The sequence below is a fragment of the Brevibacterium picturae genome, assembly GCF_030453725.1.
Taxonomy (GTDB): Bacteria; Actinomycetota; Actinomycetes; order Actinomycetales; family Brevibacteriaceae; genus Brevibacterium; species Brevibacterium sandarakinum_A.
This window is the reverse complement of sequence record NZ_JAKDJU010000030.1, coordinates 1-23,604: the sequence shown is the minus strand read 5'-3', so window position 1 is coordinate 23,604 and position 23,604 is coordinate 1. Positions and strand designations below refer to the sequence as shown.

Genomic DNA, 23,604 nt, shown 5'->3' with positions numbered 1-23,604 from the left:
AAATCGATCAAGTGTGGGTTCGAGTCCCACTGGGGGGACCAACGAAACAGCTGCTCACCGCTGCCCGCGGCGCGCTTCTCATCGACTCGTGTCTGCCCGTCTCTGAGTTCGGTACCGATTGGCCCGAGAATGAGAATGTGCCGACGTCACGCCTGCAGCAGAACTCTTTGTCTACCCGGGCAACCGGCATCTCTTCGCTGATTCGTCCCTGTGCTCCTTCGACGCGGATGCGACCGCTCTGCTGCTCGAGCGGACCCGCGGTCTCCTCGCCGCCGTCTGAGCACCGCGTGAGTAGGGCGCAGGTTCGCGTCCTCGCATCGGCCCAGGCAAGATGGTGACATGACGAAGTTGCTGCTCACTCCGCAGGGATCGCCCCAAGTTGTCGACGATGAGGTCGAATCTCTCGCCGCCTCCACACCGGGGCCCGCCGTTGTCTTCTCAACCACATCCGCCACCGGCGAATCCCGTCGGGGCGCAGACGCCGAGGAGCCCCGACCTCACGACTCCGCCTCGGCTCTGACCAATCGCCCGATCGCCTACCGCGAATCCGGCCGCGATTGGCATGAGCTCGGTTACGAGGCGGCCGACCACTGGGAGGGCCTCTCCCCCGAGCTGCGTGATCGGCTCATCGCTGACCGCACGGCACAGCTGAGCCGTGCGGAGTTCTCCGTCACCACCGGCGGTGCAAGCGCGTCCATGATCACAAGCAACTGGACCTACTCCGGTTCGCCTCGGGTGTACCGAATCGCAGGTGAGCTGCGCGAACTCGCCGAGGTGCTCGCGGAGATCAGCGACTGACGTCAGTGATGCGGTGACACGCCTGTGCCCTGCTGACGGTCTCTGCTGTCCTCGATGGCCGCGACGTTGATCTCTGCCCACCTGCGCAGGGCCTCGACAGGACCCAAGAGGGACCGGCCCAGGTCGGTCAGTGCGTATTCCACTCGTGGAGGAACCTCGGCGAAGACCTCTCTGGTCACCAGCCCATCGGCAACCAACGACCGCAGCGTCGAGGTGAGGACCTTCGGTGTGATTCCACCGATCGCCACCCGAATTTCGCTGAAGCGCTTCGGGCCCTCGTCGAGGATCTCGATGATGAGGACCGTCCATCTATCGCCCACCCGGTCGAGCACGATCCGGGTCGGGCATTCGGGATCGAAGGCATCGCCCTCCCAGGAACTGCTCGTACTCATACCCCAATAGTATCTTTGAGGTACTCGATATCCAAAGGGTACCTTTGTGGAAGTATCTGCTTCAACGAAAGGACACACCATGAAGATCGCACTGTTCGGCGCATCCGGAATGATCGGATCCCGCGTCACCAAGGAAGCCGCGGAACGTGGCCTCGAGGTCACGGCCATCACCCGCACCGGCGTTGACGTGCCGGGGGCGGCAGAGAGCCTCCAAGGCGATATGGGAGACGCCGAGTTCGACCGACAGGTCGTCGCCGATCATGACCTCATCGTCTCGACAACCGGCCCCAGCCGCACCGGCGGACCCCACGAAGAGTGGTTAGAAGCTCTTGAGACACTCGCTCAGTCAAGCGGAGACAAGCGTATCTTCGTCGTCGGCGGTGCCGGATCGCTCCTCGTCGGCGACACCATGCTCAAGGACACCGAAGGATTCCCAGAAGCCTATAAGGCTGAGTCGGAGACCGGCACGATGGCACTCGAGCTGATGCGTGCAGGCGGCTACTCACCGTGGACGCTGATCTCCCCCGCCCCGGAGATCGGCCCCGGTGAGCGCACGGGAACCTATCAGACCGAGCTCGAGACGCCCGCCGGCGATTCGATCTCAGCAGAGGACTTCGCGGTGGCCATGGTTGACGAGATCGTCGATGCAAAGCACATTGACGCTCGCTTCACCGTCGCGAACTGAGGGTCTCGGGGCCGAGCACTCATCGATTCGGGGCCGATCCCCCGGACTCTGCGTGTCCACCCCTAGTCAATGACAAGAACGCCGGGAGTGCAACGGATGCACTCCCGGCGTTCTTCAGACCTCATCAGGCTTCACGTCACGGTGAGGACCCGACGCGAACCTGCACTCAGCTATCAGGCCTTGGCGGATTCCTTCTTCGGAGCCGGCTTCGAGTTGGCTGCCTCGACGAAGTTCTTGCGCGGAACATCGAGGTCGGCCAGCGGCATGGTGTCGCGTCCGAGGACGGCGTTGAAGATCCAGTTGCCGAAGACCTTGACCTTGCGATCCAGCGTCGGGATCGCGTAGCCGTGGTAGGCGCGGTGCATCAGCCACGCCAGAGCGCCACGAGCTTCGAACTCGCCCATCTGCGAGACGCCCTTGTACAGCCCGAGGCCGGCAACGGTTCCGATGGTCTTGTGGAAGTACTGCTTGAACTCGGTCTCTCCCCGCAGTGCGGCGAGAACGTTGGCGGCAAGCACAGGAGCCTGGCGCACGGCGTGCTGAGCGTTGGGCACGCAGTAGCCGCCCACGCCGCCACCGGAGAGATCAGGCACGGCGGCGTTGTCGCCTGCGGCCCATGCGCCTTCGACCACACCGTTGTCGCCCTCGACGCGCAGATCTGCACGCACGGTCGCCCGGCCGCGCTCGTCGAGAGGCAGGTCCGAGTCGACGAGGATCGGGTTGGCCTTGACACCGGCCGACCACACGATCGTGTCGGCGTCGAATTCTTCGCCGCTGGAGAGCTTGATGTGCTTGTCGGTGCAGTCCTCAAGGAAGGTTTCGAGGTAGACATCGATGCCGCGTTCGCGCAGGTGCTCGACGACCCAGCGCGCCTGAGCTTCGCCGACCTCGGGCATGACACGCTCGAGGGCCTCGACGAGGACGAAGCGGACATCGGCTTCGGTCAGCGTCTCGTACTGAGCCACTGCGGAGCGGACGACGTCTTCGAGTTCCGCGATGAGCTCGATGCCGGCGAATCCGCCGCCGACGAAGACGAAGGTCAGCGCCTTGCGACGCTCATCATCGTCTTCCATCAGCGAAGCGTCGGCCAAGCGGCTGAGGAGATGATCGCGCAGTGCGACGGCTTCCTCGATGCGCTTGAGCGCGATGGCGTTCTCCTTGAGGCCGGGGATCGGCAGAGCACGCGCCACAGAGCCGGCGGCCATGATGATGTGGTCGTAGTCGAGTTCGAATGCTTCGTCGTTCTCGGGCTCGACCGTGACGAACTTGTCGCCGTGGTTGATCGAGGTGACCTTCGCGGTGATGACCTCAGCACCGGAGAGGTTGCGACGCAGGGGCACGACGGCGTGACGCGGTTCGACGGAACCGGCTGCCACCTCCGGCAGGAACGGCAGGTAGGTCATGTACGGGTTGGGATCGACCACGGTCACTGTGGCTTCGCCACGGCCGAGGTTCTTCAACAGATTCTGAGCGGTAACGAGACCAAGGTAGCCGCCACCGACGACGAGGATTCGAGGACGCAATTTTGAGTTTCTGATGAGTGCCATAATCCCATCTTAGGCCCTTGTGAAAACTTTCACTAATTGCATTTCGACACTCCAGATCAGAGGTTCATGACCGGGTTCTATCGCCGTCGGCGGCGGATGAAAACCACTGCTGAGAGCACGAAGAGGACCATTGCGATAAGGCCTCCGGCGCCCAGAACCGAGAAGCCCATCTTGGGCGTGGACTGCGATGAGACGACGTCCTTGGGCGCGACCGCTTTCGGGTTGTCGTCCTCGGCAGGGGCCGCGCTCTCTGTCTCGGACGGATCGGAATTCGCGCGCCTGTGCATCGTCACCCAGTCGGCGAGTGCATCGGCCGCGTTGGGCACCGACTTCGGGACCTCGGACTTCATCGCGGCAGTCGGATCGAGACGGCCCCAGCCGACGATCGGATCCGGCTTGCCCTTCTTGCTCTGCCCCTTGTGTCCGGGGACGGGCTTGGCCGTCGAGGTCAGTTTGGCGGTGACCTCGTCGGCGCTGAGGTCTGGGTTCTCGGCCCGGATCAGCGCAGCGACGCCGGAGACGATGGGTGAGGCGAACGAACAGCCCTGTCCTTCTGCATAGCCGCCGGAATAGTAGGGAATCGGAATGTCAGACGCTGGCCCCATGAGGTCCACGGCTGTTCCGGGTGCGGTGGATTCCTTGAGCACCTTTTCGTTCTTGCCGAGCCCGCCGACGCCGATCACTCCGGGGACCGTCGACGGCGACCATGCCTGAGTCGCCCCCTGGGAGGCGTTGCCGACGCAGGCGACGATGACGACGTCCTCCTCATAGGCGTAGGCGAAGGAGTCGTCCCAGCTCTGGGGCCAGGCGGGATCGTCCCAGCCCAGCGACATGTTGATGACCTCGGCTCCTGAGTCGACGGCCCATCTGATCGCCTCATCGGCCTGCTCACGGGTGGAGCCGGAGTCCTCCGGCCGGTCGGGTCCCAGCCACATCGACGCGGAGAGGATATCGACGTCGGGGGCGACTCCGGTCGGTCCGGCCCCCTTGCCTTGGCCCGCGATGACACCGGCGACGGCGGTGCCGTGATGGATCGTGGTCTTGCCGCCGATCGGGGTCTTCCCGTCCTTACCGAGTCCGCTGAAGTCCTTGGACTTGCTCACAACGTCTTTGAGGTCGTCATGTTCGGCATTGACGCCGGAATCGATGACGGCGACCTTGACGCCTTTTCCGGTGGTCTTCTTCCACAGATCGTCGATGCCGTAGTCCTCGATGAACCACTGGCCCGGGCCGGGCTCAGGTGCTGCCAGCGCAGGCTGGGTCGTCCCCATCACCAGACCGAGCACGAGGGAGCCGACGACGGCGAGTTTCGCGGTGCGCTTTCCTGCGCGTGGACGCTTGGCTGCCGTCGGTGTCAGCGCGGCGCCGGACCTCACGACTGCCGGCGCGCGAGATCGAGCGCGGTGCCGTCGAGGATGTCCGTTTCCGAGACCATGATGTCGAGTTCAGCCCCCGCGGCCTTGACTGCCGTGTCGATGCGGGTCGCGATCCGGGCGAACAGCAGTCCCCCGGCTGCGATGACGTCGACGCGTCCGGGGTGCATGTACGGCAGTGCCGCGCGGGCCTCTCGCCCCATGCTCAGCAGCTCGTCGGCCTCATCGTCGATGTCTGCCACGCGCAGGTGCGTGCCGTGGATGCGCTCGCGCTGATAACTGTCGAGGTCGAGTATTCCCGCGGTCAGTGTGGTGACGGTGCCTGCGACTCCGATCATCGTCCGCGGTGCGGACAGATCGACGATCTCTGCCGCCTTGTCGAGATTGGCATCGATGTCGTCGATGGCCGCTCGGATCTGCGTCTGGTCTGGGACGTCGACGGACATGTGGCGTTCGGTCAGGCGCACGGACCCGATGTCCATGCTGACCGCCGAGGTGACGCCCTCGGTTCCGAGGACCAGTTCGGTTGACCCGCCGCCGAGGTCCATGACGAGGAACGGACCGCTGTCGGCACCGTGTCCGACGGTGGCGCCGAGGAATGACAGGTGAGCCTCTTCGTCACCGGAGATGACGTCGGGCACGACGCCCACGATGCCGAAGATTCCGGCGAAGAACTCGTCCCGGTTCTTCACGTCGCGGCTGGCGGAGGTGGCGACGAATCTCAGCTTCTCCGGCGAATACTCGGCGGCCACCTCGGCGAATTCCCGGGCTGCGGCGAACGTGCGTTCGAGGGCTTCGGGAGCGAACTCCCCCGTCGCGTCCACTCCCTGGCCGAGACGCACGATCCGGGTCTCACGACGAAGCTCGGCCATCTGCCCCTGTTCGTCGACATCGGCGATGAGCAGGCGCAGGGAATTGGTCCCACAGTCGAAGGCGGCAACTCGCATGAGTCTCTCCTATTCGCTTGCCTCGGCCGAGGCGCTTTCTGCGCCCGCTGGGGTGGGGACGTCGGTCATGAAGGAGATCGCACGGTCCCCGATCGGGTTGAGCCCTGCCCCGGCCGCCAGGGAGTGCCCGACGAGAGCGTGCAGGCACTTCACACGGGTGGGCATGCCACCGGCGGAGTAGTCCTCGATCTCGCTCACCTCGGCGATGCCGGCCGACTCGCCGATCTCGGACCGTGTTGCGAGATAAGCAGCGTGGGCCTTGGCGTAAGCGGCTGCGAGATCTTCGTCTTCGGCGAGCTCAGCGGACCATTCGGCCATGATTCCCGAGGCCTCGAGCCGTGAGCACTCGGTGACGAAGGCCGGATGGGTCAGGTAGAAGGTGGTGGGGAACGGAGTTCCGTCTTCGAGCCGGGGGGCCGTGGCGACGACCAGTGGCTCGCCCGATGTGCTGCGAGCCGCGATCCCGACGACGCCGCGCGGAACCCGTCCGAGCTGGTCCTTCAGGATGGCGAGGTCCGCCTCGGTGCACTCTGTGATCATCAGCCCTTCTCCACGGTATTGCCGACCTCTTGAATCGACTCCAGCAACTCAAGGTACCAGGCTTGTTTGCGCTGCGGGCGGTCCGTATCCGAATCGTCACCGTTGATCGCCTCCTGGTTGGTGACGATGACCGCGTTCTCGCCCTTGTCCACGTAGTACTGGTCTTTGCGGGCCTTGCGCTTGATGTAGGCAGGATCTTTGAGGTTCTCATTCCTCTCCTGCAGTCCCTCGACTTCGGACTTCGTCGATTCGATCTCGCTGTTGAGTGCGGCGATCTGCTGTGCCTGCTTGAGGGCGGAGTTGATTGATGGCAGGAACGTCACGAGCACGATGGCGATGACGAGGAGGAAGACGCCGGTCTGCCAGGACAGCTTCCGCTTGCGGGTGCCTTCGGTGGGCTGAGCCTCGACAACCGGTGTGGGACGTCGCCGGGGAGCGGCTCTGCCCGGAGCCGATTTGGGGGCACTGCTTCTGGGCTTACTCGGAACCATGTCTCTTTCCTCTGCGACCGGGGATGGGGAAGGCAATCGCAACACGTCTAAGTCTGCCGTGTCAGCATCCGGACTGCGAGGATTTGGAGGTCGTGGCGTGTTCTATTTTTCGAACACCCACTTGCATCGTTCCCTGACGGCCGCATCCCCTACAGCTCCTACCGTCTCCTACAGCCCCTCCCATCCCCTACCGCTCCTCCCATCCCCTACCGTTACGGTCTCCCCCTACAACTGGTTCAGCAAAAGGCACCTCGAGCACCAACTCCTCCCTGTGCAAAGGGACGTTTCAGCACTCAGAGTGAGGGGTGCGAACTCTGGCGGCCCCGCGACTTGGGCCAGCACCCAAGTGACTGCTCAACAGCACTCGGAATCGAGCAGCCGCAACGTCTTTATCCACCACCGAGTACGTCGATCAACAGACTTATGCACAGGCAGATTCTTTTCTATTGCGGTTTGATGGCGATAGATGCAGATTACTGTCATGTATAAGATTTTGACGACACAGCAGATCCTCCGACTCGGGTTCAGTCACGAAGATATTCGGCGTGCAAGAAGTTGCTGTTTGCGCCGCCTTTCTCGCGGCGTCTATTCCGTCAGACACATCTGCGACCGGAACAGGCACCGAGCGCTGTGGGCGAGCATCGAGGAAGGAGCGCACTCAGAGTTCACACAATACGGGGATATCCGCGACGAGATCGAAGAGCTCGATGCGGCGGTGATGGCGCGATGCGAAGTCAGATTTCAGAAACTAGGACTGGTCGAAGCGGGATCGGACGCCACACCGCAATCGGCCACATCAGTCCAGTCGTCACCCGCGCCTCCCCCGCCCGAGGTGTTCTCTCACATTTCTGCCGCTCTCATCCACGGTCTGCCCGTCGCCTACCCAGTCACGCACCAGGTCGAAGTGGTGCGTTCCGGGACCAACCGCAGGTTCAAGAGCATCCATGTCAGGGGCGGGACAATACCGAAGAATCACCGCCTGAAGGTTCGCGGGACCGAGGTGACCACGCTCGAACGCACCCTCATCGATGTGGCTCGCACGTACAACCCCGATATCTCAGTTTCTATGCTTGACAGCGCTCTTCGCCGTGGCCTGACGACGATGGAGAAGATCCTCACAACTCTCTCGCAGTGCTTCGAGTCCAGAAACACCAAGAAGGTTCACCTGGCACTCGACCTGGCAGATGCTCGCCGTGAATCTCCAGCCGAATCGATCGCGGCGGTGAGGTTCTTCCAGCACGGAATCACTGGGTTCGTCCCCCAAGTCGAGTTCGATGCGGCCTCACTGCATTCGAGGCTACGCGTCGACTTCTGTCACAAGGCAGCTCGACTGATCATCGAAATCGACGGAATCGGGAAACTGTATCTCGGCTCGGGAGTCCCACGTGACGAGCTCGAGAGGGAACGGCGTCGCGAACAATGGCTGCGAGATCAGGACTGGCGAGTCGTCAGGATCAGTTGGAAAGAGCTGTTCAAGGAGACAAAGTTCGAGGAGATCAAACGCATCCTCATGAACGTCAGGTGATCTCAAGAGGATGCAACCGCAGCCACGGCAGCACCCCTCGCCCGCAGCCGCTTGAACTACCTCTGCAGATGTATGAATTGCGAGGGACAGGAGGAGTTATGCAGTTCCCGAAAGGTTTTGTGAGCGACGGGATGTTTTGCGAGCGCCGGGAGGAACTGGCGTTGAATATCGCCGAGGCGGGGTCAGGCGACCATGGTTGATCACCTGACCCCGCCTCTGGGACGACGTCAGCCGGTTGCGCAGTCCCGCATCCGGTTGCGCAGTCCCGCAGCCGGTTGCGCGGTGTCGCAGCTGCGCCGCAGAATCGCTCAGCGGTCGAAGCGCGGGAAGGCTCCCCGTCCGGCGTAGCGGGCGGCATCGCCGAGCTGCTCTTCGATGCGCAGCAGCTGGTTGTACTTGGCCACTCGCTCCGAACGGGCAGGAGCTCCGGCCTTGATCTGGCCGGCGTTCGTGGCCACGGCCAGATCGGCGATCGTCGTGTCCTCGGTTTCGCCCGAACGGTGCGAGATCATCGTCGTGTAGCCGTGGGTCTGAGCCATCGACACTGCGTCGAGTGTCTCCGTCAGCGTGCCGATCTGGTTGACCTTGACCAGCAGCGAGTTGGCAGTGTTGTTGTCGATGCCGCGCTGGAGACGTTCGGGGTTCGTCACGAACAGATCGTCGCCGACGAGCTGAACCTTTGAGCCGATGGACTCGGTCAGAGTGGCCCAGCCCTCCCAGTCGTTCTCATCGAGAGGATCTTCGATGGACACCAGCGGGTAGTTGGCCAGCAGGCCCTCATAGTATGCAGCCATGTCCTGTGCCGACTTCTTCTCGCCTTCGAACTCGTAGGCTCCATCGGTGTAGAACTCGGACGAGGCCACATCGAGTGCCACTGCGATATCGCGGCCCGGGCGGTGTCCGGCAAGCTCAATGGCTTCACTGATGAGGTCGAGTGCAGCGGCGTTGGAGTCGAGGTTCGGTGCGAACCCGCCTTCGTCGCCGAGTCCGGTGGACAGACCGCGCTCCTTGAGCACGCCCTTGAGCGCGTGGTAGACCTCGACGCTCCACTGCAGCCCTTCGTGGAAGCTGGCCGCACCGATCGGGGCGATCATGAATTCCTGGATGTCGACGTTGGAATCGGCGTGCGATCCACCGTTGAGGATGTTCATCATCGGGACGGGCATGACATGGGCGTTCGGGCCGCCCAGGTACCGGTAGAGCGGAAGATCTGCGGACACGGCTGCTGCGCGAGCCACTGCCAGCGAGGTGCCGAGGATGGCGTTGGCACCGAGGCGGGATTTGTTCTCGGTTCCGTCGAGCTCGATCAGGGCCTGGTCGACCAGACGCTGGTCATCGCTTTCGAGACCGACGATGACTTCGTGGATCTCGTCGACGACTGCGTCAACAGCACTGGTGACGCCTTTGCCCAGATAGCGTTCCGGGTCTCCGTCGCGCAGCTCCACGGCTTCGAATTCACCGGTCGAGGCACCCGATGGCACACCGGCCCGACCGACGGACTCATCGGCCAACAGCACTTCCACCTCAACGGTGGGATTTCCCCGGGAATCCAGGATTTCACGGGCGTTTGCGGCAACGATCTCAGCCACTGATTACTCCTTCGCAATTGGTTTCACATGGGGAACATGTGCCTGAACGACAGCTTAATGCACCGAAGGACTGGGCTCAGTCCCGGCCGCTTCATTCCTCTGTCTCATCGCGGTCGGCAGGCGTCAACAGCTGATCGCGCAGCTTGCCCGGGCTCGCCGAATCCATTCCGTGCTCGAGCAGATAGGCTTCGACACCGTTCTCGCCGTACCTCGCATCGGTCGAGTCGAGGAGCTTCGCCATGAGCTCCGGCGGTGCCGCTGTTGCGGTCTCTGCGAGGTTTCCGCCGATGCCGGCATCGGCGAAGTTCCTGGTGATGTTCTCCAGGAAGCCTCCTGCCAGATGCTGCGAGGTGATCGAATATTCCTCGAGGATCTCGTGACGCCCCACGCCGAGGAGGGTGAGGACGAACGCAGCGACCACTCCGGTCCGATCCTTGCCGGCAGAGCAGTGGAAGACCACCCCGCCTTCACAGCTCTGGGCCACGAGGTCGACGGCCATGGCCAGACGGGCTCCGAAGTGTTCGATCATCAGGTCGTAGATCTTGCTCAGCGAGCGATCGGAGAGGTCCATTCCGGTCGCCTCGGCGGCCTTCTTCATCTCCTCGACGCTCAGCCGTTTCGCGGGGAAGAAGTGATCGTCGAAGATGGGCAGCTCGACATAATTCACGTCGAGCCCCTCAACGGCGTCGGGCAGCTTCGAGCGTTCCCCGATGTCACGCAGGTCGATGACTGTTGTGATGCCGAGTGCTCTGATGTCGGCTTGCGCTTTGTCCGTGAGTTGGGCGAGACCGTCGGAGCGGTAGACCTTACCCGTTCCGACTGTGGATTCCCCCGCCGAGGTGGGGCTGCCTCCGATGTCACGGAAGTTGAATGTGCCTTCGATGTCGATGCGATCCAAGCTCACTGATTCGTGTCTTTCTGCTGTTCTTCTGCTGCCTGCTGCTTCTCTTCTGTCTTGATTCGACGGTATTCCCGCTCGACGTCTTCGAGGGCAGCCATCTGCCCATCGCCGGCGCCCTCACCGAAGGCCAGCGAATGTCGCCGGATGAGCTTGGCTTCCAGCCCCTCGACGATCAGTCCCAGGGTATGTCCGTAGTCCTTGGAGTCGCTCTCATCCAACAGCGCTGAGTGGAACAGAACCTGGTAGAAGACGTCGCCGAGCTCTTCAACAACGGCCGAGCGATGGACCGGGCTCGGATCATCCCGGTAGTCGTCAAGGGCTTCGATGAGTTCTTCGGTCTCTTCGCGCGCATACTTCTCGAGGCTTCCGTGGTCCTGCCGACTCGACCAGGGGCACCGGCGACGCAGAGTAGCCATCGCCTCGATCACCCCGGCTGTCTGCGTTTCAATCATGACTTCCGCCTTCTGCTCTTCCACTTAAGCCCCACCTCCCGATTCCGCACGCATGTGCGTCCTGCCATATCGCTGCCCGCGAATTGTCAGATGGCCGGACAATAAGAATGACCCCCACCGCGAGCGCGGTGGGGGTCGAATTCCTCATTACTTGCTGAACTTGTCCTTGACGTCTTTCCCGAGGTCCTTGACCTTATCGCCGACCTGCTTCGTCTTGCCCTTGAGCTGGTCAGCAGAGCCCTCGGCTTTGAGCTCGTCGTCGCCGGTGGCGTCGCCGACGGTCTCTTTGGCCTTACCGGAGAATTCTTCAGCCTTGTTTTCGAACTTGTCGTCAAAACTCATGGTGGCTCTCCTTCGTCTCACGGTACGTCTGTACCCGTATTCGCACTCTACGCTACGCAGAGTGCGGCGAATGTGAACTTTCAGAATACGTGCTGATTCCGTCTGAGTCGATGTTTCTTTCCCGGAGGCATTGCAATGAGGCAACAGGTCATCGTCGTTCAAAGGCCGCCAAATTCCTGCACGAACTCGTGGTGGCCCACTTTGGGTCAGACTCCTGCCTCGACAACCTCGGAGGCAACGACCGGAACGATCGCGTCGAGGAACTGGTGGGCCCAACGCAGGATGTCGGAGTCCGTCATCTCCTTCGCATCGAAGCCGCTGCCGGCCATCGGCTTGGGCACGAGCACCGACCGGATCGCGGGCTTGAGCAGAGATTTGGGGTACAGACGTTTGAGGCGCACGACCTGCGAATCCTCGAGCTCGAGCGGACCGAAGCGAACGAAATTGCCCTGCATGACGATATCGTTGACGCCCGAGGCCTTGGCCCTGATCCGCAGTCTGGCGACATCGGCGAGCACACCGACGGCCTCCGGGTAGGGCCCATAGCGGTCGACGAGCTCGTCGAGGACTTCCTGCAGTTCGCTCTCGTTGGCCGCTGCAGCGAGTTTCCGGTAGGCCTCGAGGCGGAGACGTTCGTGGGCGACGTATTCTGCCGGCAGGTGCGCGTCGACGGGCAGCTCGATGCGCATGTCCGCTTCGGGTTCCGTGTCCTCACCGCGGAAGTTCGCGACGGCCTCCCCCACGAGGCGCACGTACAGGTCGAAGCCGACCCCTTCGATGTGTCCCGATTGCTGACCGCCGAGGAGGTTGCCGGCCCCGCGGATCTCGAGGTCCTTCATGGCGACCTGCATGCCGGCGCCCAGCTCTGTGTGGGCGGCCAGTGTCGTCAGTCGGTCGTGGGCGGTCTCGGTGAGTGTCGTGTCTGCCGGGTAGAGGAAATAGGCGTAGGCGCGTTCCCGTCCGCGACCGACGCGACCGCGCAACTGGTGCAGTTGGGAGAGTCCGAATCGATCGGCGTGGTCGATGATGAGCGTGTTCGCATTGGCGATGTCGATGCCGGTTTCGACGATCGTCGTGCACACGAGCACGTCGAACTTCTTCTCCCAGAAGTCGACGATGACCTGTTCCAGGCGATTCTCGTTCATCTTTCCGTGCGCAATCGCGATCCTGGCCTCGGGAACGAGTTCGGCGATGTGGCCGGCCACGGCTTCGATGTCCTTGACGCGGTTGTGGATGTAGAAGACCTGTCCCTCGCGCATGAGCTCACGGCGGACAGCAGCCTTGATCTGCTTGTCCTCCTTTTTACCCACGTAGGTCAGGACCGGGTGACGTTCCTCGGGCGGAGTGGCCAGGGTTGACATCTCCCGGATGCCGGTCACCGCCATCTCCAGGGTCCGCGGGATCGGGGTGGCCGACATGGCGAGCACATCGACGTTCGTGCGCATCGCCTTGAGCGTCTCCTTGTGCTCGACGCCGAAGCGCTGCTCTTCGTCGATGATGACGAGCCCCAGACTCTTGAACCGCACCTCGCCGCTGAGCAGCCTGTGCGTGCCGATGACGAGGTCGAGCTTACCCGCGGCCAGATCCTCGACGACCTTCTCCGACTCCTGCTTCGTCTGGAAACGCGAGAGCGCACCGACGGTGACGGGAAAGCCCGAGTAGCGTTCGGCGAAGGTTTCGAAGTGCTGCTGGACGAGCAGGGTCGTGGGCACGAGGACAGCGACCTGTTTGCCCTCCTGGATCGCCTTGAACGCGGCCCGGACTGCGATCTCGGTCTTTCCATAGCCGACGTCACCGCAGATCAGACGGTCCATCGGCACCGACTTCTCCATATCGCCCTTGACCTCGTCGATGGTGGTGAGCTGATCGGCGGTCTCCACGTAGTGGAAGGCATCCTCGAGTTCACGCTGCCACGGAGTGTCGGGCCCATAGGTGTGTCCGACGGTGGCCTGGCGGGCGGAATAGAGACGCACGAGTTCGCCCGCGATCTCCTTGACCGCCTTTCTGGCCTTCGCCTTCGTCGTCTGCCAGTCAGCACCGCCCATCTTGTTCAGGCTCGGGCTCTCCCCGCCGACGTAACGGCTGACCTGGTCGAGCGCATCGCTGGGCACGTACAGCCGATCGCCGGGCTGACCACGTTTGGCCGGAGCGTATTCGACGATGAGGTACTCGCGCGTGTGCTTGTTCGCTCCCTTGCCAGTCGTCCGCTGCGTCATCTCAACGAACTTGCCGACACCGTGCTGGTCGTGGACGACGTAGTCGCCGGGAGCCAGGTTGAGCGGATCCACCTGGTTGCGTTTGCGACGGGTGGGCAGACGGCGCATGTCCCTCGTCGAGGTGGCTGCGGCGCGACCGAGCACATCGGCTTCGGTGAGGACGGCCAGCTTGAGGTCGTCGAAGACGAATCCGCCGAAGGGCGCGGCCGTGGTCACGGTCACCAGGGCATCGGCAACATCCGTCGGGTCATCGACGAAGGTCGCCGGCACACCTGCCTCCGAGAACACCTCGACCATGCGCTGGCCCGGCCCCTGCCCTTCGGTGAGGACGAGGATGCGCCATCTGTCGTGGATGAGTCCCTTGACGTCAGTGAGGATCGCTTCGACGTCACCGGCATATCCCCGAGGTGCGCGAGCCGGGACGGGGAACAGATTCTCCGCGGGTGAGACGAGTTCTTCGTCGGTGGCGAATCCGCCGAGCTCCCACCAGGCCAGGCCGATGAGGCGAGCGCCGGCCTCCATCTCGTCCATCGTCCGGAATGTCGCTGCGGACAGGTCGATCGGCGATTCGCCACCGGCGGCAGCCCCTGACCACGCTGCCTCCAGGAATTCGTTCGTCGTCACGACGAGGTCGGCCGCCCTGGCCTGTACCCGTTCGGGTTCGGTGATGATGATCTTCGTGGACTCCGGCAGCAGAGCGATGATCGGCTCCATGCCATCGGCCAATACCGCAGACAGCGACTCCATGCCCTCGACTGCGACTCCACCGGCGATCTTGTCGAGCATGTCCGAGGCTGCCGGCAGCGTCTGAGACAGCTCAGCCGCACGCTCCCGAATGGAGTCGGTGAGCAGGAGCTCCCGACAGGGCGGAGCCGACAGCTGCAGGGACCCGGCATCCGCCTCGGCGGGGATGGACCGCTGGTCGCTGACGGAGAACTCACGGATCTCGTCGACCTCGTCACCGAAGAATTCGATGCGCAGGGCATGGTCTGCCGTCGGTGGGAAGATGTCGACGATGCCGCCTCGAACTGCGAACTCGCCTCGGCGGGAGACCATGTCCACACGTGAGTACGCCAGTTCGGTCAGTCGCTTGGCCAGCTGGTCGATCTCGTATTCGTCACCGACGGTCAATTCCATCGGTTCGATGTCGCCGAGCCCCTTGACCAGCGGCTGGAGGAACGCGCGGACGGGGGCGATGATGAAGGCCAGGTGCCGGTCCGGGCTCGGGTGGGCCAGGCGGTGCAGAATCTGCAGACGCTGACCGACGGTGTCGGATCGGGGTGAGAGCTTTTCGTGTGGGAGGGTCTCCCAGCTGGGGAAGATCGCGATCGAGTCCTCGGGAACCCAGTCGGCCAGCGACCGGGCCAGATCCTCGGCCTCACGTGTGGTGGCCGTGACGATGAGCTGCGGCGCCGAGGTGGACGAATCATTATCAGCGGACACGAGGGTGCGGCGCAGGATCGATGGCCACAGTCCCCTGATCGCATCGATCGTTCCACCTGCTGTCTCCGGGTCGTTGAACGCTGCGACGAGGTCAGTGATGGTGGAGTTCTGGCGTGTGAGATCGAGTCCGTTGAGCACCATGCAATTCTAAGGCACGGGCCTGACTCGAGAAACGGCGGCGACCGCGCTCCGTCCGCTGACTGCGCAAACGTGTGAAGATGAGTATATGACTTACCGCACTCTGTTCGCGTCCGTGTCGGCCGCAGCGCTGCTTCTGTCCGGATGCACCGCCGGAGAGGAAGTCCCCCAACCCGAGCGTTGGGACTTCCACAGCCGACCCGAATTGGATCCGCCGAAGATCGAGCTCGATGTCAGCGCACAGCTGCCCGAGGAGGAGAAGGGCCTCAAGACGTTCCTCGGTCCGAAGGGCCATACTGCCGATGACGACGAGTCCTGGGTCGGCGGTCTCATCCTCGACTCGGCCGGGGAACCGGTCTGGGTCCGGCAGGGCGAGGGACAGGTCTGGGACCTGCGAGTCCAGGAGTACAAGGACGAACCGGTCCTGACCTGGTGGGAGGGCCTGGCCGAGACTCCGCACACCGCCGGTGAGGTGGTGATGCTCGACGACAGCTACAACGAGATCGCACGAGTCGGCATGGGCGGCGATCTGGCTCACAAGACCGCCGACCTGCACGAGACGACGATCACCGACGACGGCACCATGTTCCTCCTGTCCTACATCAAGTCTCAGACGGATCTCACCTCGGTCGGGGGTCCGAAGGACGGCTGGGTCTGGGAAGGAGTGGTCCAGGAGGTCGACATCGACTCCGGTGAGCCGGTCGTCGAATGGCGGACACTCGGCGACGTGCCCGTCGAGCAGACGGAATCGACGATCGAGGACGGCGAGGGCACTGAGGATGACCCGTTCGACTACATCCACCTGAACTCGGTATCGGAAGACGATGACGGTGACTCCCTGCTCGTCTCCGCCCGCAACACCCATGCCGTCTATCAGCTCGATCGCAAGAGCGCCGACCTCAACTGGGTGCTGGGCGGATCGGCCACTGACTTCGAGATGGGCGAGGGCACGCCCTTCGCCTGGCAGCATGATGCCCAACGCCGTGACGACGGAACGCTCACGCTCTTCGACAATCATGCCGCACCCCGCCTGGGCGACTCCCGCGGACTGCGACTGGATCTCGATGAGACGGCGATGACCGCCGAGGTGGTCACCGAGTATCCGGCCCCCGACGATCGCTCCTCGGGCAGTCAGGGCAATTTGCAGGAGCTCGACAACGGCAATGTGTTCGTCGGCTGGGGATCCGAACCCTATTACTCGGAGTACACCCACGACGGGAAGCTGCTCTACGACGCGACGTTCACGGGCGGATCGAACTACCGCGCCTATCGCTTCGACTGGCAGGCGGCTCCGTCAGCGCCGCCGACGGCGACGAAGTCCGAACCCGGCGAGGGCGTCACTCGGGTGCATATGAGCTGGAACGGAGCGACCGAGGTTACGGCCTGGCGCATCCTCAGCGGAGACAATGAGGAGCAGCTGACAGAGACCACGGTCGTCGACCGCACGGGCTTCGAAACCGCAGCCGACATCGAACCGGCCGGATCCCAGATCGTCGTCGAGGCATTGGATGAGAACAACGAGCGAATCGGCAGCACCAGGGTGAGCTGACACAGCGGAGATCTCAAGACCGTAACGGGACTAACGGATCGGTCACGATTGCTCTCGGGCCCCGATTCTTCGGCGTTCTCCAAGCTTCATCACTGACAATTGAGGCATGAGTTCCGACCGATCCCCTCGCTTCACCGCCGAAGAATCCCACTTCATCTTCGGCAACGATTCAACTGCCCCCGATTCGCCCAGGTCAGGCGGCCGCCCACCCACGGGGCAGCCCAAAGTCGCCAACCTGCGCACCACCGCCAGTCACAACCACCGTCTCTCGCGCTTCGTCCCCGTCCTCGTCCTGTTGGCGATCATGTGGGTCATTGAGATCATCGACACCGTTCTGCCCGCTGACCTCGATGTGCTCAGCCTGCAGTCGTGGAACCCGCTGTCCCTCTACGGAGTGGCGACGTCTCCTCTGCTGCACTCGGGATTCGGACATCTCACGGCCAATACGTTCCCGTTCCTCATCCTCGGCCTGTGCATCGCCGTCGAGGGGGCACGCCGCTTCTGGCTCGTCACCGTCATCACTGCCGTCGTATCCGGGCTCGGCGCCTGGCTGACGACGTTGCCTGTGGGCCAGCACGTCGTCGGCGCCTCGGGCATCGTGTTCGGCTTCTTCGCCTACCTGGCAGTGCGCACCTGGTTCACCGAGGACGTGCTCCGCAAGATCGTCTACTTCGCCGTCGGGTTCTTCGTCTTCATCACCTACGGTGCGTCGATGGTCTTCGGAATGCTGCCGCAGGACAATGGGATCTCTTGGCAGGGGCACCTGTTCGGCTTCGCCGGCGGCATCCTCGCCGCTTGGCTCATCCACCGCAAGCGTCCGAGCCTCGCGCGTGAGAAGCGGCCCACCTCACAGAAGTGATGTCGGGCGCCGCTCTCATTTCGAGTGGTATTCGAGCTGCACTTTCTCGAGTCCGTCGACGATGTACATCTCGACGGCATCGGCGATGTCGGAGATGAACATCGGCAGTGTTGCGCGTTCGTCCTTGGAGAAGGGCCTCAGAACGTAGTCGGCGGTGTCCTGACGTCCCATGGGCCGTCCGACACCGGCCCGGATGCGCGGATAGTTCTTCGTGCCCAGCGCCGAGGTCATCGATCGCAGTCCGTTGTGTCCGCCCTCTCCCCCACCGACCTTGGCCTTGATCGTGTCGAAGGCGATGTCGACATCGTCATGGACGGCGATGATCCGGTCGGTGTCGATCGAGTAGAAGTCGGCGAGCTGTCTGAGCGGTCCACCGGATTCGTTCATATACCCGGTTGAGGTTGCGAGCACCACTCGCGGTCCCGGAACGCCGGGGACCGCGCCTGTCGGCAGGCGGGCCGTGCCGACATTGGTGCGCAGCTTCGTTCGCGTCAGATTGACGCCGATGCGATGCGCGAGTTCGGCAATGACCATCTGCCCGATGTTGTGTCTCGTCGTTTCGTATTTGGGGCCCGGATTGCCCAGGCCGAAGACCAGCCACGCTTCGTTCGTCATCGTCGTCCTTCGCTCACACTGTGTCGTTGCTCATCGGGGCCACCTGAACACCCTGGTGGCCCCGCCTGCTCTGTGGGCACAGACTCATTCTCTGCTCACAGAACGAATTCGGTGGGCCGTTTCTGCAACGACCCACCGAACTTCAGAACTCAGGCTGCGCCCAGAAGCTGGGCGCAGACGGGGTCACTCGTCCTCGGACTTCTCCTCTGCTGCATCCTCCGCGGCCTCGTCGGTCGACTCTTCGACGTCCTCTTCCGCATCCGACTCGGTGTCCATCTCGGCTTCTTCCGAGACGTTGACGACGAGAAGTTCCGGATCGGCAGCGAGCTCGACGCCCGCAGCCAGTTCGACCTGCCCGGCCAGAACGTGCTCACCGGCGGCGCGGCCATCGACGGTGACCTCGATGTACTCAGGCAGTTTGGTGGCGTCGGCCTTGATGAGGATGGTCGACTCTTCCTGCTGCACCATGGTGCCCGGAGTGGCTTCGCCGATGATGTGAACGGGCACGTCGACCTCGACCTTCTCGCCGCGCTTGACGATGATGAGGTCAAGGTGCTCGATCTCGCGGGTGACCGGGTCGGTCTGCACGTCGCGAGCGATTGCGAGAATGTTCTTGGCACCGTCGGTGCTTTCGATCTCGAACAGAGCGTTGGCGTGCTTGAGGGCCATCATGGTGGCGTGGCCCTCGACCGAGATGTGCACCGGATCTCCACCGTGTCCGTAGACGACGGCGGGGATGCGTCCTGCGCGGCGGGTCCGGCGGGCGGCGCCCTTGCCGAATTCATTGCGGGGTTCGGCGATGAGTTTGAAGTCAGCCATTTTCTCTCCTTCGTGGTGTCCTTATCTTTCAAGCACCACGGCGAAACAGCCTTCAACCGCACTGTCACTGTCTCAATTCGGCTCCGAAGGGCCGGTCAGCGTGTGGGTCAGGACCGCGTCGATAACGGAAACACGTGTTTCCCTCGCCGAGGCAACCCCCTCATTCTAAGTCACTCTCGTCGGTGGCACCAAGTCGAGCCGTGACCGCTTCGGCACAGGCGTCGATGCCGGTCTCGGTGAGCAGGATGTCGTAGTGGTTCGTACCGGGCACCTCGACGACGGTCAGATCCTCCCACCGCTGCTGATAGGAGGCGACGAGTTCCGGTGGGTAGAGCCCGGGCTCGGCCGCGATGAGGTCACGTTCGGCGAAGAGGAATGTCACCTCGGCCTGGCGCCGTCGGCTGCTCATGATCTTGGCGAGTGCGTTCCGGAAGGCACCGCCGGTGTACATGTCCGCCGAGTCAGCCTGCATCGCCTCGATCGACGTCGAGGGTTGGAAGCTGTGGTCGTCCTTGGCCGCGAGGTCGTAGACGAAGCTCTCCGTGGCGACTGTGTCGAGGCCGTCGACGAAGGCCGGATGTGCGGCGAAGAATGCGAGATACTCTTCGACCGACCCGAAGGACATCGACAGTCTGTCGGCGGCGGGCCCGAGAACTGCGGCGATGAGGTCGTCGGTGTCGAGGTCATGGTCGTTGAGTTCGTCGAGCGAATCGGAGTCCTCCTCGTCTCCGGGTGCCGGCACCGGCAGCGGAAGTCCGCCGTCGATGAGGACAGGACCACGGAAACGATCGGCCACCTCGGCGTCGGGATCGGCACCTGCCCCCATGCCTGCCAGGGTCATTGCGACGAATCCGCCCATGGAATGTCCGACCAGCGTGACCGGTCCCGGCTCGGCGAAGGTGTCGATGGCGGTGAGCACGTCCTCGGCGTGGGCCTTCATACCGAACGGCGGTCCCAGCAGACGCGAGTCAGCGCGTCCGCGCAGGTCAGGTCCGATGATGCGCACGCCGGGAAGTGCTGCGACCAGACCGGCGAAGAACAGATGATTCGAGGTGATCCCGTGGATGACGCACACGGTGGGGACGCGGCCGGGCCCATAGGCCACAGGTTCCCAGACGCCGACGGACAGCTCACCGCCGGTGACGCTGACCCGGTAACGGTTGTAATCGTGAGACGACATCGTCACGGTTCCCTTCACTCGGTTGTCTCCAGTGTAGAGCGTCGGTCGGGTCCCGGGCAGGCGATGCTTCCGATGAGACAGATCGAACCCCGAGCCGGAAGATCGGCTCGGGGTTCGATTCGGATGAAACGCGCGGGAAGGTGCCTCAGACCTCGAAGAGGCTGGTGACCGATCCGTCTTCGAAGACTTCGTGCACGGCGCGGGCGATCAGCGGCGCGATCGAGAGCACGGTGAGCTTGTCGAACATCTTGTCCTCGGTCAGCGGCAGCGTGTTGGTCACGATGACCTCCTGCGCCACGGAGTTCGACAGACGCTCAACGGCCGGGCCGGAGAACACTGCGTGCGTCGAGACGACGATGACTCCGCTGGCACCGGCGGCCATGCAGGCGTCGGCGGCCTGGACGATGGTCCCGCCGGTGTCGATCATGTCATCGACGAGAACACAGGTTCGGCCCTCGACCTCACCGACGACGCGGTTGGCCTTGGTCTCGTTCGGTCGGGTGATGTCGCGAGTCTTGTGAATGAAGGCCAGCGGCACTCCACCCAGCGAGTTCGACCAGTTCTCGGCGACCTTGATGCGGCCCGCATCGGGCGAGACCACGGCGAGGTCACCGGGGTACTTGTCCTTGACGTAACCGGCCAGGATCGGCATCGCGAGGAGGTGATCGACCGGTCCGTCGAAGTAGCCCTGGATCTGTGCGGTGTGCAGGTCGACGGCGATGATGCGGTCGGCACCGGCCGTCTTGTAGAGATCGGCCACGAGGCGCGCCGAGATGGGCTCACGTCCTCGGTGCTTCTTGTCCTGCCGGGCGTAGGGGAAGAACGGTGCGATCACCGTGATGCGCTTGGCAGAGGCTCGCTTGAGCGCGTCGACCATGATGAGCTGCTCCATCAGCCATTCGTTGATGGGCGCGCTGTGCGACTGCAGGACGAAGACGTCGCAGCCGCGGACCGATTCGGAGAACCGGACGTAGATCTCTCCATTGGCAAAGTTGTAAATGTCAGTGGGGAGAAGTTCTGTCCCCAGGTTCTCAGCGACTTGTTCAGCGAGCTCATTGTTCGCGCGCCCGCTGACCAGGACGAGCTTCTTTTCGCTCGCCGTCGTAATTTCATTCACTTGCCGGTTCCCCTTCAGATGCGGCCTCGGCCGCCTGCGCTGCAGACGTACCGGGGCGGTTGCTGACGACCCAGCCCTCCAGGTTACGCTGTGGCGCCACGGTCATGGCAAGCGCTCCCGCAGGGACATCTTTGCGCACCGTTGTGCTCGCACCGGAATAGGCGCCGTCGCCTACCGTGACAGGGGCGACGTACATGTTGTCCGAGCCCATGCGTGCGTGCTTTCCGACGACGGTGCGGTGCTTGTTGACACCGTCGTAGTTGACGAAGACCGATGCGGCGCCGATGTTGGAGCCTTCACCGATCTCGGCATCGCCGACGTAGGACAGGTGCGGCACCTTCGCGCCCCGTCCAATGTCAGCGTTCTTCGTCTCCACGAACGTCCCGATCTTCCCATCCTCGCCGAGGTTGGTCCCAGGTCGCAGATAGGCGAACGGCCCGACATCGGCGCCGGCTCCCACGACGGCAAGTTCCGAATGGGTGCGCACGACCTGTGCCCCAGCACCCACCTCGGTGTCCTTGAGGGTGGAGTCGGGGCCGACGACGGCACCGGAGCCGATGTCGGTGGCGCCGAGGAGCTGGACGCCGGGAAGGACGGTGACGTCTTCGCCCAGAGACACGTCCATGTCGATCCAGGTGGTGTCGGGGTCGATGATGGACACACCTGCTCGCATCCACTTCTCGCAGACGCGTCGGTTGAGCTCCTTGCCGAGGTTGGCCAGCTGCACACGGTCATTGGCGCCCTCGACCTGCCACAGGTCCGCGGTGGCGGTGGCCGCGACGGACTGACCGGCATCACGAGAGAAACCGATCACGTCGGTGAGGTACTTCTCACCCTGCGCGTTGTCCGTGGTCAGTGAAGCGAGTCCGGCTTTCAGCGCCGCGGCGTCGAAGGCGTAGATGCCGGAGTTGATTTCCCGGATGCTGCGCTGGTCATCGCTGGCGTCCTTCTGCTCGACGATGCGCAGCAGGGCACCGGAGGCGTCGCGGACGATGCGTCCGTACCCGTTGGGATCGTCCACCTCGGCGGACAGGACCGTCACCGCATTGCGTGAGGACTCGTGGACCTCGACGAGGCTGTTGATCGTGTCAGCAGTCAGCAGCGGCACATCACCATAGGTGACGACCACGGTGCCGGACAGGTCGTCGGGCAGCTGAGTCAGCGCACATTCGGTGGCGCGCCCGGTGCCGGGGACCTCATCCTGATCGGCGATGAGGACGGTCTGCGTCGAGTTGATCGGCAGTGAGTCCAGATGAGAGACGAGCTGGTCGCGTTCGTGTCGGACAACGACGACGAGGTGCTCGGGAGCGGCACCCGCAGCCGCCGTGATCGAGTGGTGGAGCAGGGACCGGCCGCCGATCGGGTGCAGAACCTTCGGCAGTGTCGATTTCATCCGGGTGCCCTGGCCCGCGGCCAGAACGATGACGGCGATGGGTCTGGTCTGCGACATCTGTTGCATCCTTCGCAAGTCGGATTGGGCCAGCTCCGCCCATAGGATTCGAACCTATACCACACGGCTCCAAAGGCCGGCGTGCTGCCATTACACCAGGGCGGAACAGCGTGCACCAGTTGAGGGCCCGCGCTCACGAGACACCATCATGCCACTACGATGAACCGTATGGAAATTCTTCGCGAGATTCTAGTGGCCCTGCACTTGCTCGGGATGGCAATCATCGTGGGTGGATACTTCGCTTTCATCCGCACCCCCAAAGTCGCTCCCGGCATGCTGCACGGCTCCTATCTTCAGCTGATCACCGGGCTTCTCCTGCTGACCATCGCTGAAATGGGTGACGGCGACGTCAACCATATGAAGATGGGCATCAAGCTGCTCATTGCGATTCTCGTCACCGTCTTCGCAATCATCGGCAACAAGAAGCAGAAGGCCCTCGCAGCCGGAGCGTCAGCAGGTGGCGCACCCGCTGGAGTCGGCGCCGAGGGCGTCGGCACTGCAGATGGTGCTGTGGCGACCGCGGTGGAGAACCCCTCGGCGACGATGGCCCACCTGGTCTTCACCGGAGCGATCATCAACGTCCTGGTGGCCGTCTTCGTCCACTGATCACCACCTCTCAGCTTTGGCTGAGACCTG

The 23,604-nt window shown here is 63.3% G+C and carries 22 protein-coding genes and 1 tRNA gene; 6 read left to right on the top strand and 17 right to left on the bottom strand.

Features of this window, described 5'->3' with window-relative positions; translation table 11 throughout:
• Positions 1-339 precede the first annotated feature (339 nt).
• The gene (locus L0G76_RS05190) at positions 340-798 is read left to right on the top strand and encodes a hypothetical protein (RefSeq protein WP_304356258.1); all 459 of its coding nucleotides are present in this window, start codon (positions 340-342) and stop codon (positions 796-798) included.
• A gap of 2 nt (positions 799-800) precedes the next feature.
• On the opposite strand, the gene L0G76_RS05185 is transcribed toward L0G76_RS05190, so the two are convergent.
• Positions 801-1,190, bottom strand: a complete 390-nt coding sequence (locus L0G76_RS05185; protein WP_304356257.1) for a winged helix-turn-helix transcriptional regulator — start codon at positions 1,188-1,190, stop codon at positions 801-803.
• Between the two features lie 79 nt (positions 1,191-1,269).
• Here L0G76_RS05185 and L0G76_RS05180 point away from each other — a divergent pair, with 79 nt between their 5' ends.
• On the top strand, positions 1,270-1,875 hold the full coding sequence (locus L0G76_RS05180; RefSeq protein ID WP_304356256.1) for an NAD(P)-dependent oxidoreductase: 606 nt from the start codon (positions 1,270-1,272) through the stop codon (positions 1,873-1,875).
• A gap of 173 nt (positions 1,876-2,048) precedes the next feature.
• On the opposite strand, the gene L0G76_RS05175 is transcribed toward L0G76_RS05180, so the two are convergent.
• The 5 genes from L0G76_RS05175 to L0G76_RS05155 all read right to left on the bottom strand — a co-directional run bounded on the left by L0G76_RS05175 (position 2,049) and on the right by L0G76_RS05155 (position 6,773).
• On the bottom strand, positions 2,049-3,422 hold the full coding sequence (locus L0G76_RS05175) for an NAD(P)/FAD-dependent oxidoreductase (protein ID WP_304356255.1): 1,374 nt from the start codon (positions 3,420-3,422) through the stop codon (positions 2,049-2,051).
• Positions 3,423-3,499: 77 nt separating this feature from the next.
• Entirely contained in the window at positions 3,500-4,798 is a 1,299-nt protein-coding gene (locus tag L0G76_RS05170; RefSeq protein WP_304356254.1) for a S8 family peptidase, read from the bottom strand.
• Positions 4,795-5,742, bottom strand: a complete 948-nt coding sequence (locus L0G76_RS05165; RefSeq protein ID WP_304356253.1) for a Ppx/GppA phosphatase family protein — start codon at positions 5,740-5,742, stop codon at positions 4,795-4,797. Before L0G76_RS05165 ends, L0G76_RS05170 begins: the two co-directional genes overlap by 4 nt.
• 9 nt (positions 5,743-5,751) lie before the next feature.
• Positions 5,752-6,282 carry a DUF501 domain-containing protein gene (locus tag L0G76_RS05160; RefSeq protein WP_304356252.1) on the bottom strand — a complete coding sequence of 177 codons (531 nt, stop codon included), beginning with the start codon at positions 6,280-6,282 and terminating at the stop codon, positions 5,752-5,754.
• Positions 6,282-6,773 carry an FtsB family cell division protein gene (locus L0G76_RS05155; protein ID WP_304356251.1) on the bottom strand — a complete coding sequence of 164 codons (492 nt, stop codon included), beginning with the start codon at positions 6,771-6,773 and terminating at the stop codon, positions 6,282-6,284. Before L0G76_RS05155 ends, L0G76_RS05160 begins: the two co-directional genes overlap by 1 nt.
• A gap of 832 nt (positions 6,774-7,605) precedes the next feature.
• On the opposite strand from L0G76_RS05155, the gene L0G76_RS05150 reads away from it, so the two are divergent.
• A complete protein-coding gene (locus tag L0G76_RS05150) occupies positions 7,606-8,298 on the top strand; it encodes a DUF559 domain-containing protein (protein ID WP_304356250.1) in 693 nt (230 codons plus the stop codon).
• A 308-nt stretch (positions 8,299-8,606) separates the two neighbouring features.
• Here the strand turns inward: L0G76_RS05150 and eno are convergent, their stop codons facing one another.
• From eno to mfd, 5 genes are all read right to left on the bottom strand, one after another.
• Entirely contained in the window at positions 8,607-9,887 is a 1,281-nt protein-coding gene (gene eno, locus L0G76_RS05145; protein WP_304356249.1) for a phosphopyruvate hydratase, read from the bottom strand.
• A gap of 91 nt (positions 9,888-9,978) precedes the next feature.
• The gene (locus L0G76_RS05140) at positions 9,979-10,791 is read right to left on the bottom strand and encodes a tyrosine-protein phosphatase (protein ID WP_304356248.1); all 813 of its coding nucleotides are present in this window, start codon (positions 10,789-10,791) and stop codon (positions 9,979-9,981) included.
• The gene (locus tag L0G76_RS05135; protein WP_304356247.1) at positions 10,788-11,240 is read right to left on the bottom strand and encodes a MazG nucleotide pyrophosphohydrolase domain-containing protein; all 453 of its coding nucleotides are present in this window, start codon (positions 11,238-11,240) and stop codon (positions 10,788-10,790) included. The genes L0G76_RS05140 and L0G76_RS05135 overlap by 4 nt, the downstream gene beginning before the upstream one ends.
• Positions 11,241-11,387: 147 nt before the next feature.
• The gene (locus tag L0G76_RS05130; RefSeq protein WP_304356246.1) at positions 11,388-11,582 is read right to left on the bottom strand and encodes a CsbD family protein; all 195 of its coding nucleotides are present in this window, start codon (positions 11,580-11,582) and stop codon (positions 11,388-11,390) included.
• Positions 11,583-11,788: 206 nt separating this feature from the next.
• Positions 11,789-15,382, bottom strand: a complete 3,594-nt coding sequence (mfd, locus tag L0G76_RS05125; protein ID WP_304356245.1) for a transcription-repair coupling factor — start codon at positions 15,380-15,382, stop codon at positions 11,789-11,791.
• An 85-nt stretch (positions 15,383-15,467) separates the two neighbouring features.
• Here mfd and L0G76_RS05120 point away from each other — a divergent pair, with 85 nt between their 5' ends.
• Positions 15,468-16,928, top strand: a complete 1,461-nt coding sequence (locus L0G76_RS05120) for an arylsulfotransferase family protein (protein WP_304356244.1) — start codon at positions 15,468-15,470, stop codon at positions 16,926-16,928.
• A 106-nt stretch (positions 16,929-17,034) separates the two neighbouring features.
• Positions 17,035-17,787 carry a rhomboid family intramembrane serine protease gene (locus L0G76_RS05115; RefSeq protein ID WP_304356243.1) on the top strand — a complete coding sequence of 251 codons (753 nt, stop codon included), beginning with the start codon at positions 17,035-17,037 and terminating at the stop codon, positions 17,785-17,787.
• Positions 17,788-17,802: 15 nt separating this feature from the next.
• Here L0G76_RS05115 and pth read toward each other — a convergent pair whose 3' ends face one another.
• From pth to L0G76_RS05085, 6 genes are all read right to left on the bottom strand, one after another.
• Positions 17,803-18,402 (bottom strand): aminoacyl-tRNA hydrolase, encoded by a 600-nt coding sequence (pth, locus tag L0G76_RS05110; protein ID WP_304356242.1) that lies wholly within the window; start codon positions 18,400-18,402, stop codon positions 17,803-17,805.
• 183 nt (positions 18,403-18,585) lie between these two features.
• Complete coding sequence (locus tag L0G76_RS05105; RefSeq protein ID WP_304356241.1) at positions 18,586-19,221, bottom strand: 50S ribosomal protein L25/general stress protein Ctc; 636 nt, start codon at positions 19,219-19,221, stop codon at positions 18,586-18,588.
• Positions 19,222-19,381: 160 nt separating this feature from the next.
• Positions 19,382-20,401 carry an alpha/beta hydrolase gene (locus L0G76_RS05100; RefSeq protein WP_304356240.1) on the bottom strand — a complete coding sequence of 340 codons (1,020 nt, stop codon included), beginning with the start codon at positions 20,399-20,401 and terminating at the stop codon, positions 19,382-19,384.
• Between the two features lie 145 nt (positions 20,402-20,546).
• Positions 20,547-21,518, bottom strand: a complete 972-nt coding sequence (locus tag L0G76_RS05095; RefSeq protein ID WP_304356239.1) for a ribose-phosphate diphosphokinase — start codon at positions 21,516-21,518, stop codon at positions 20,547-20,549.
• Entirely contained in the window at positions 21,511-22,968 is a 1,458-nt protein-coding gene (gene glmU / locus L0G76_RS05090; protein WP_304356238.1) for a bifunctional UDP-N-acetylglucosamine diphosphorylase/glucosamine-1-phosphate N-acetyltransferase GlmU, read from the bottom strand. Before glmU ends, L0G76_RS05095 begins: the two co-directional genes overlap by 8 nt.
• 33 nt (positions 22,969-23,001) lie before the next feature.
• Positions 23,002-23,073 (bottom strand) — tRNA-Gln (locus tag L0G76_RS05085).
• Between the two features lie 108 nt (positions 23,074-23,181).
• Here L0G76_RS05085 and L0G76_RS05080 point away from each other — a divergent pair.
• The gene (locus L0G76_RS05080) at positions 23,182-23,574 is read left to right on the top strand and encodes a hypothetical protein (protein ID WP_369696160.1); all 393 of its coding nucleotides are present in this window, start codon (positions 23,182-23,184) and stop codon (positions 23,572-23,574) included.
• Positions 23,575-23,604: the final 30 nt, after the last annotated feature.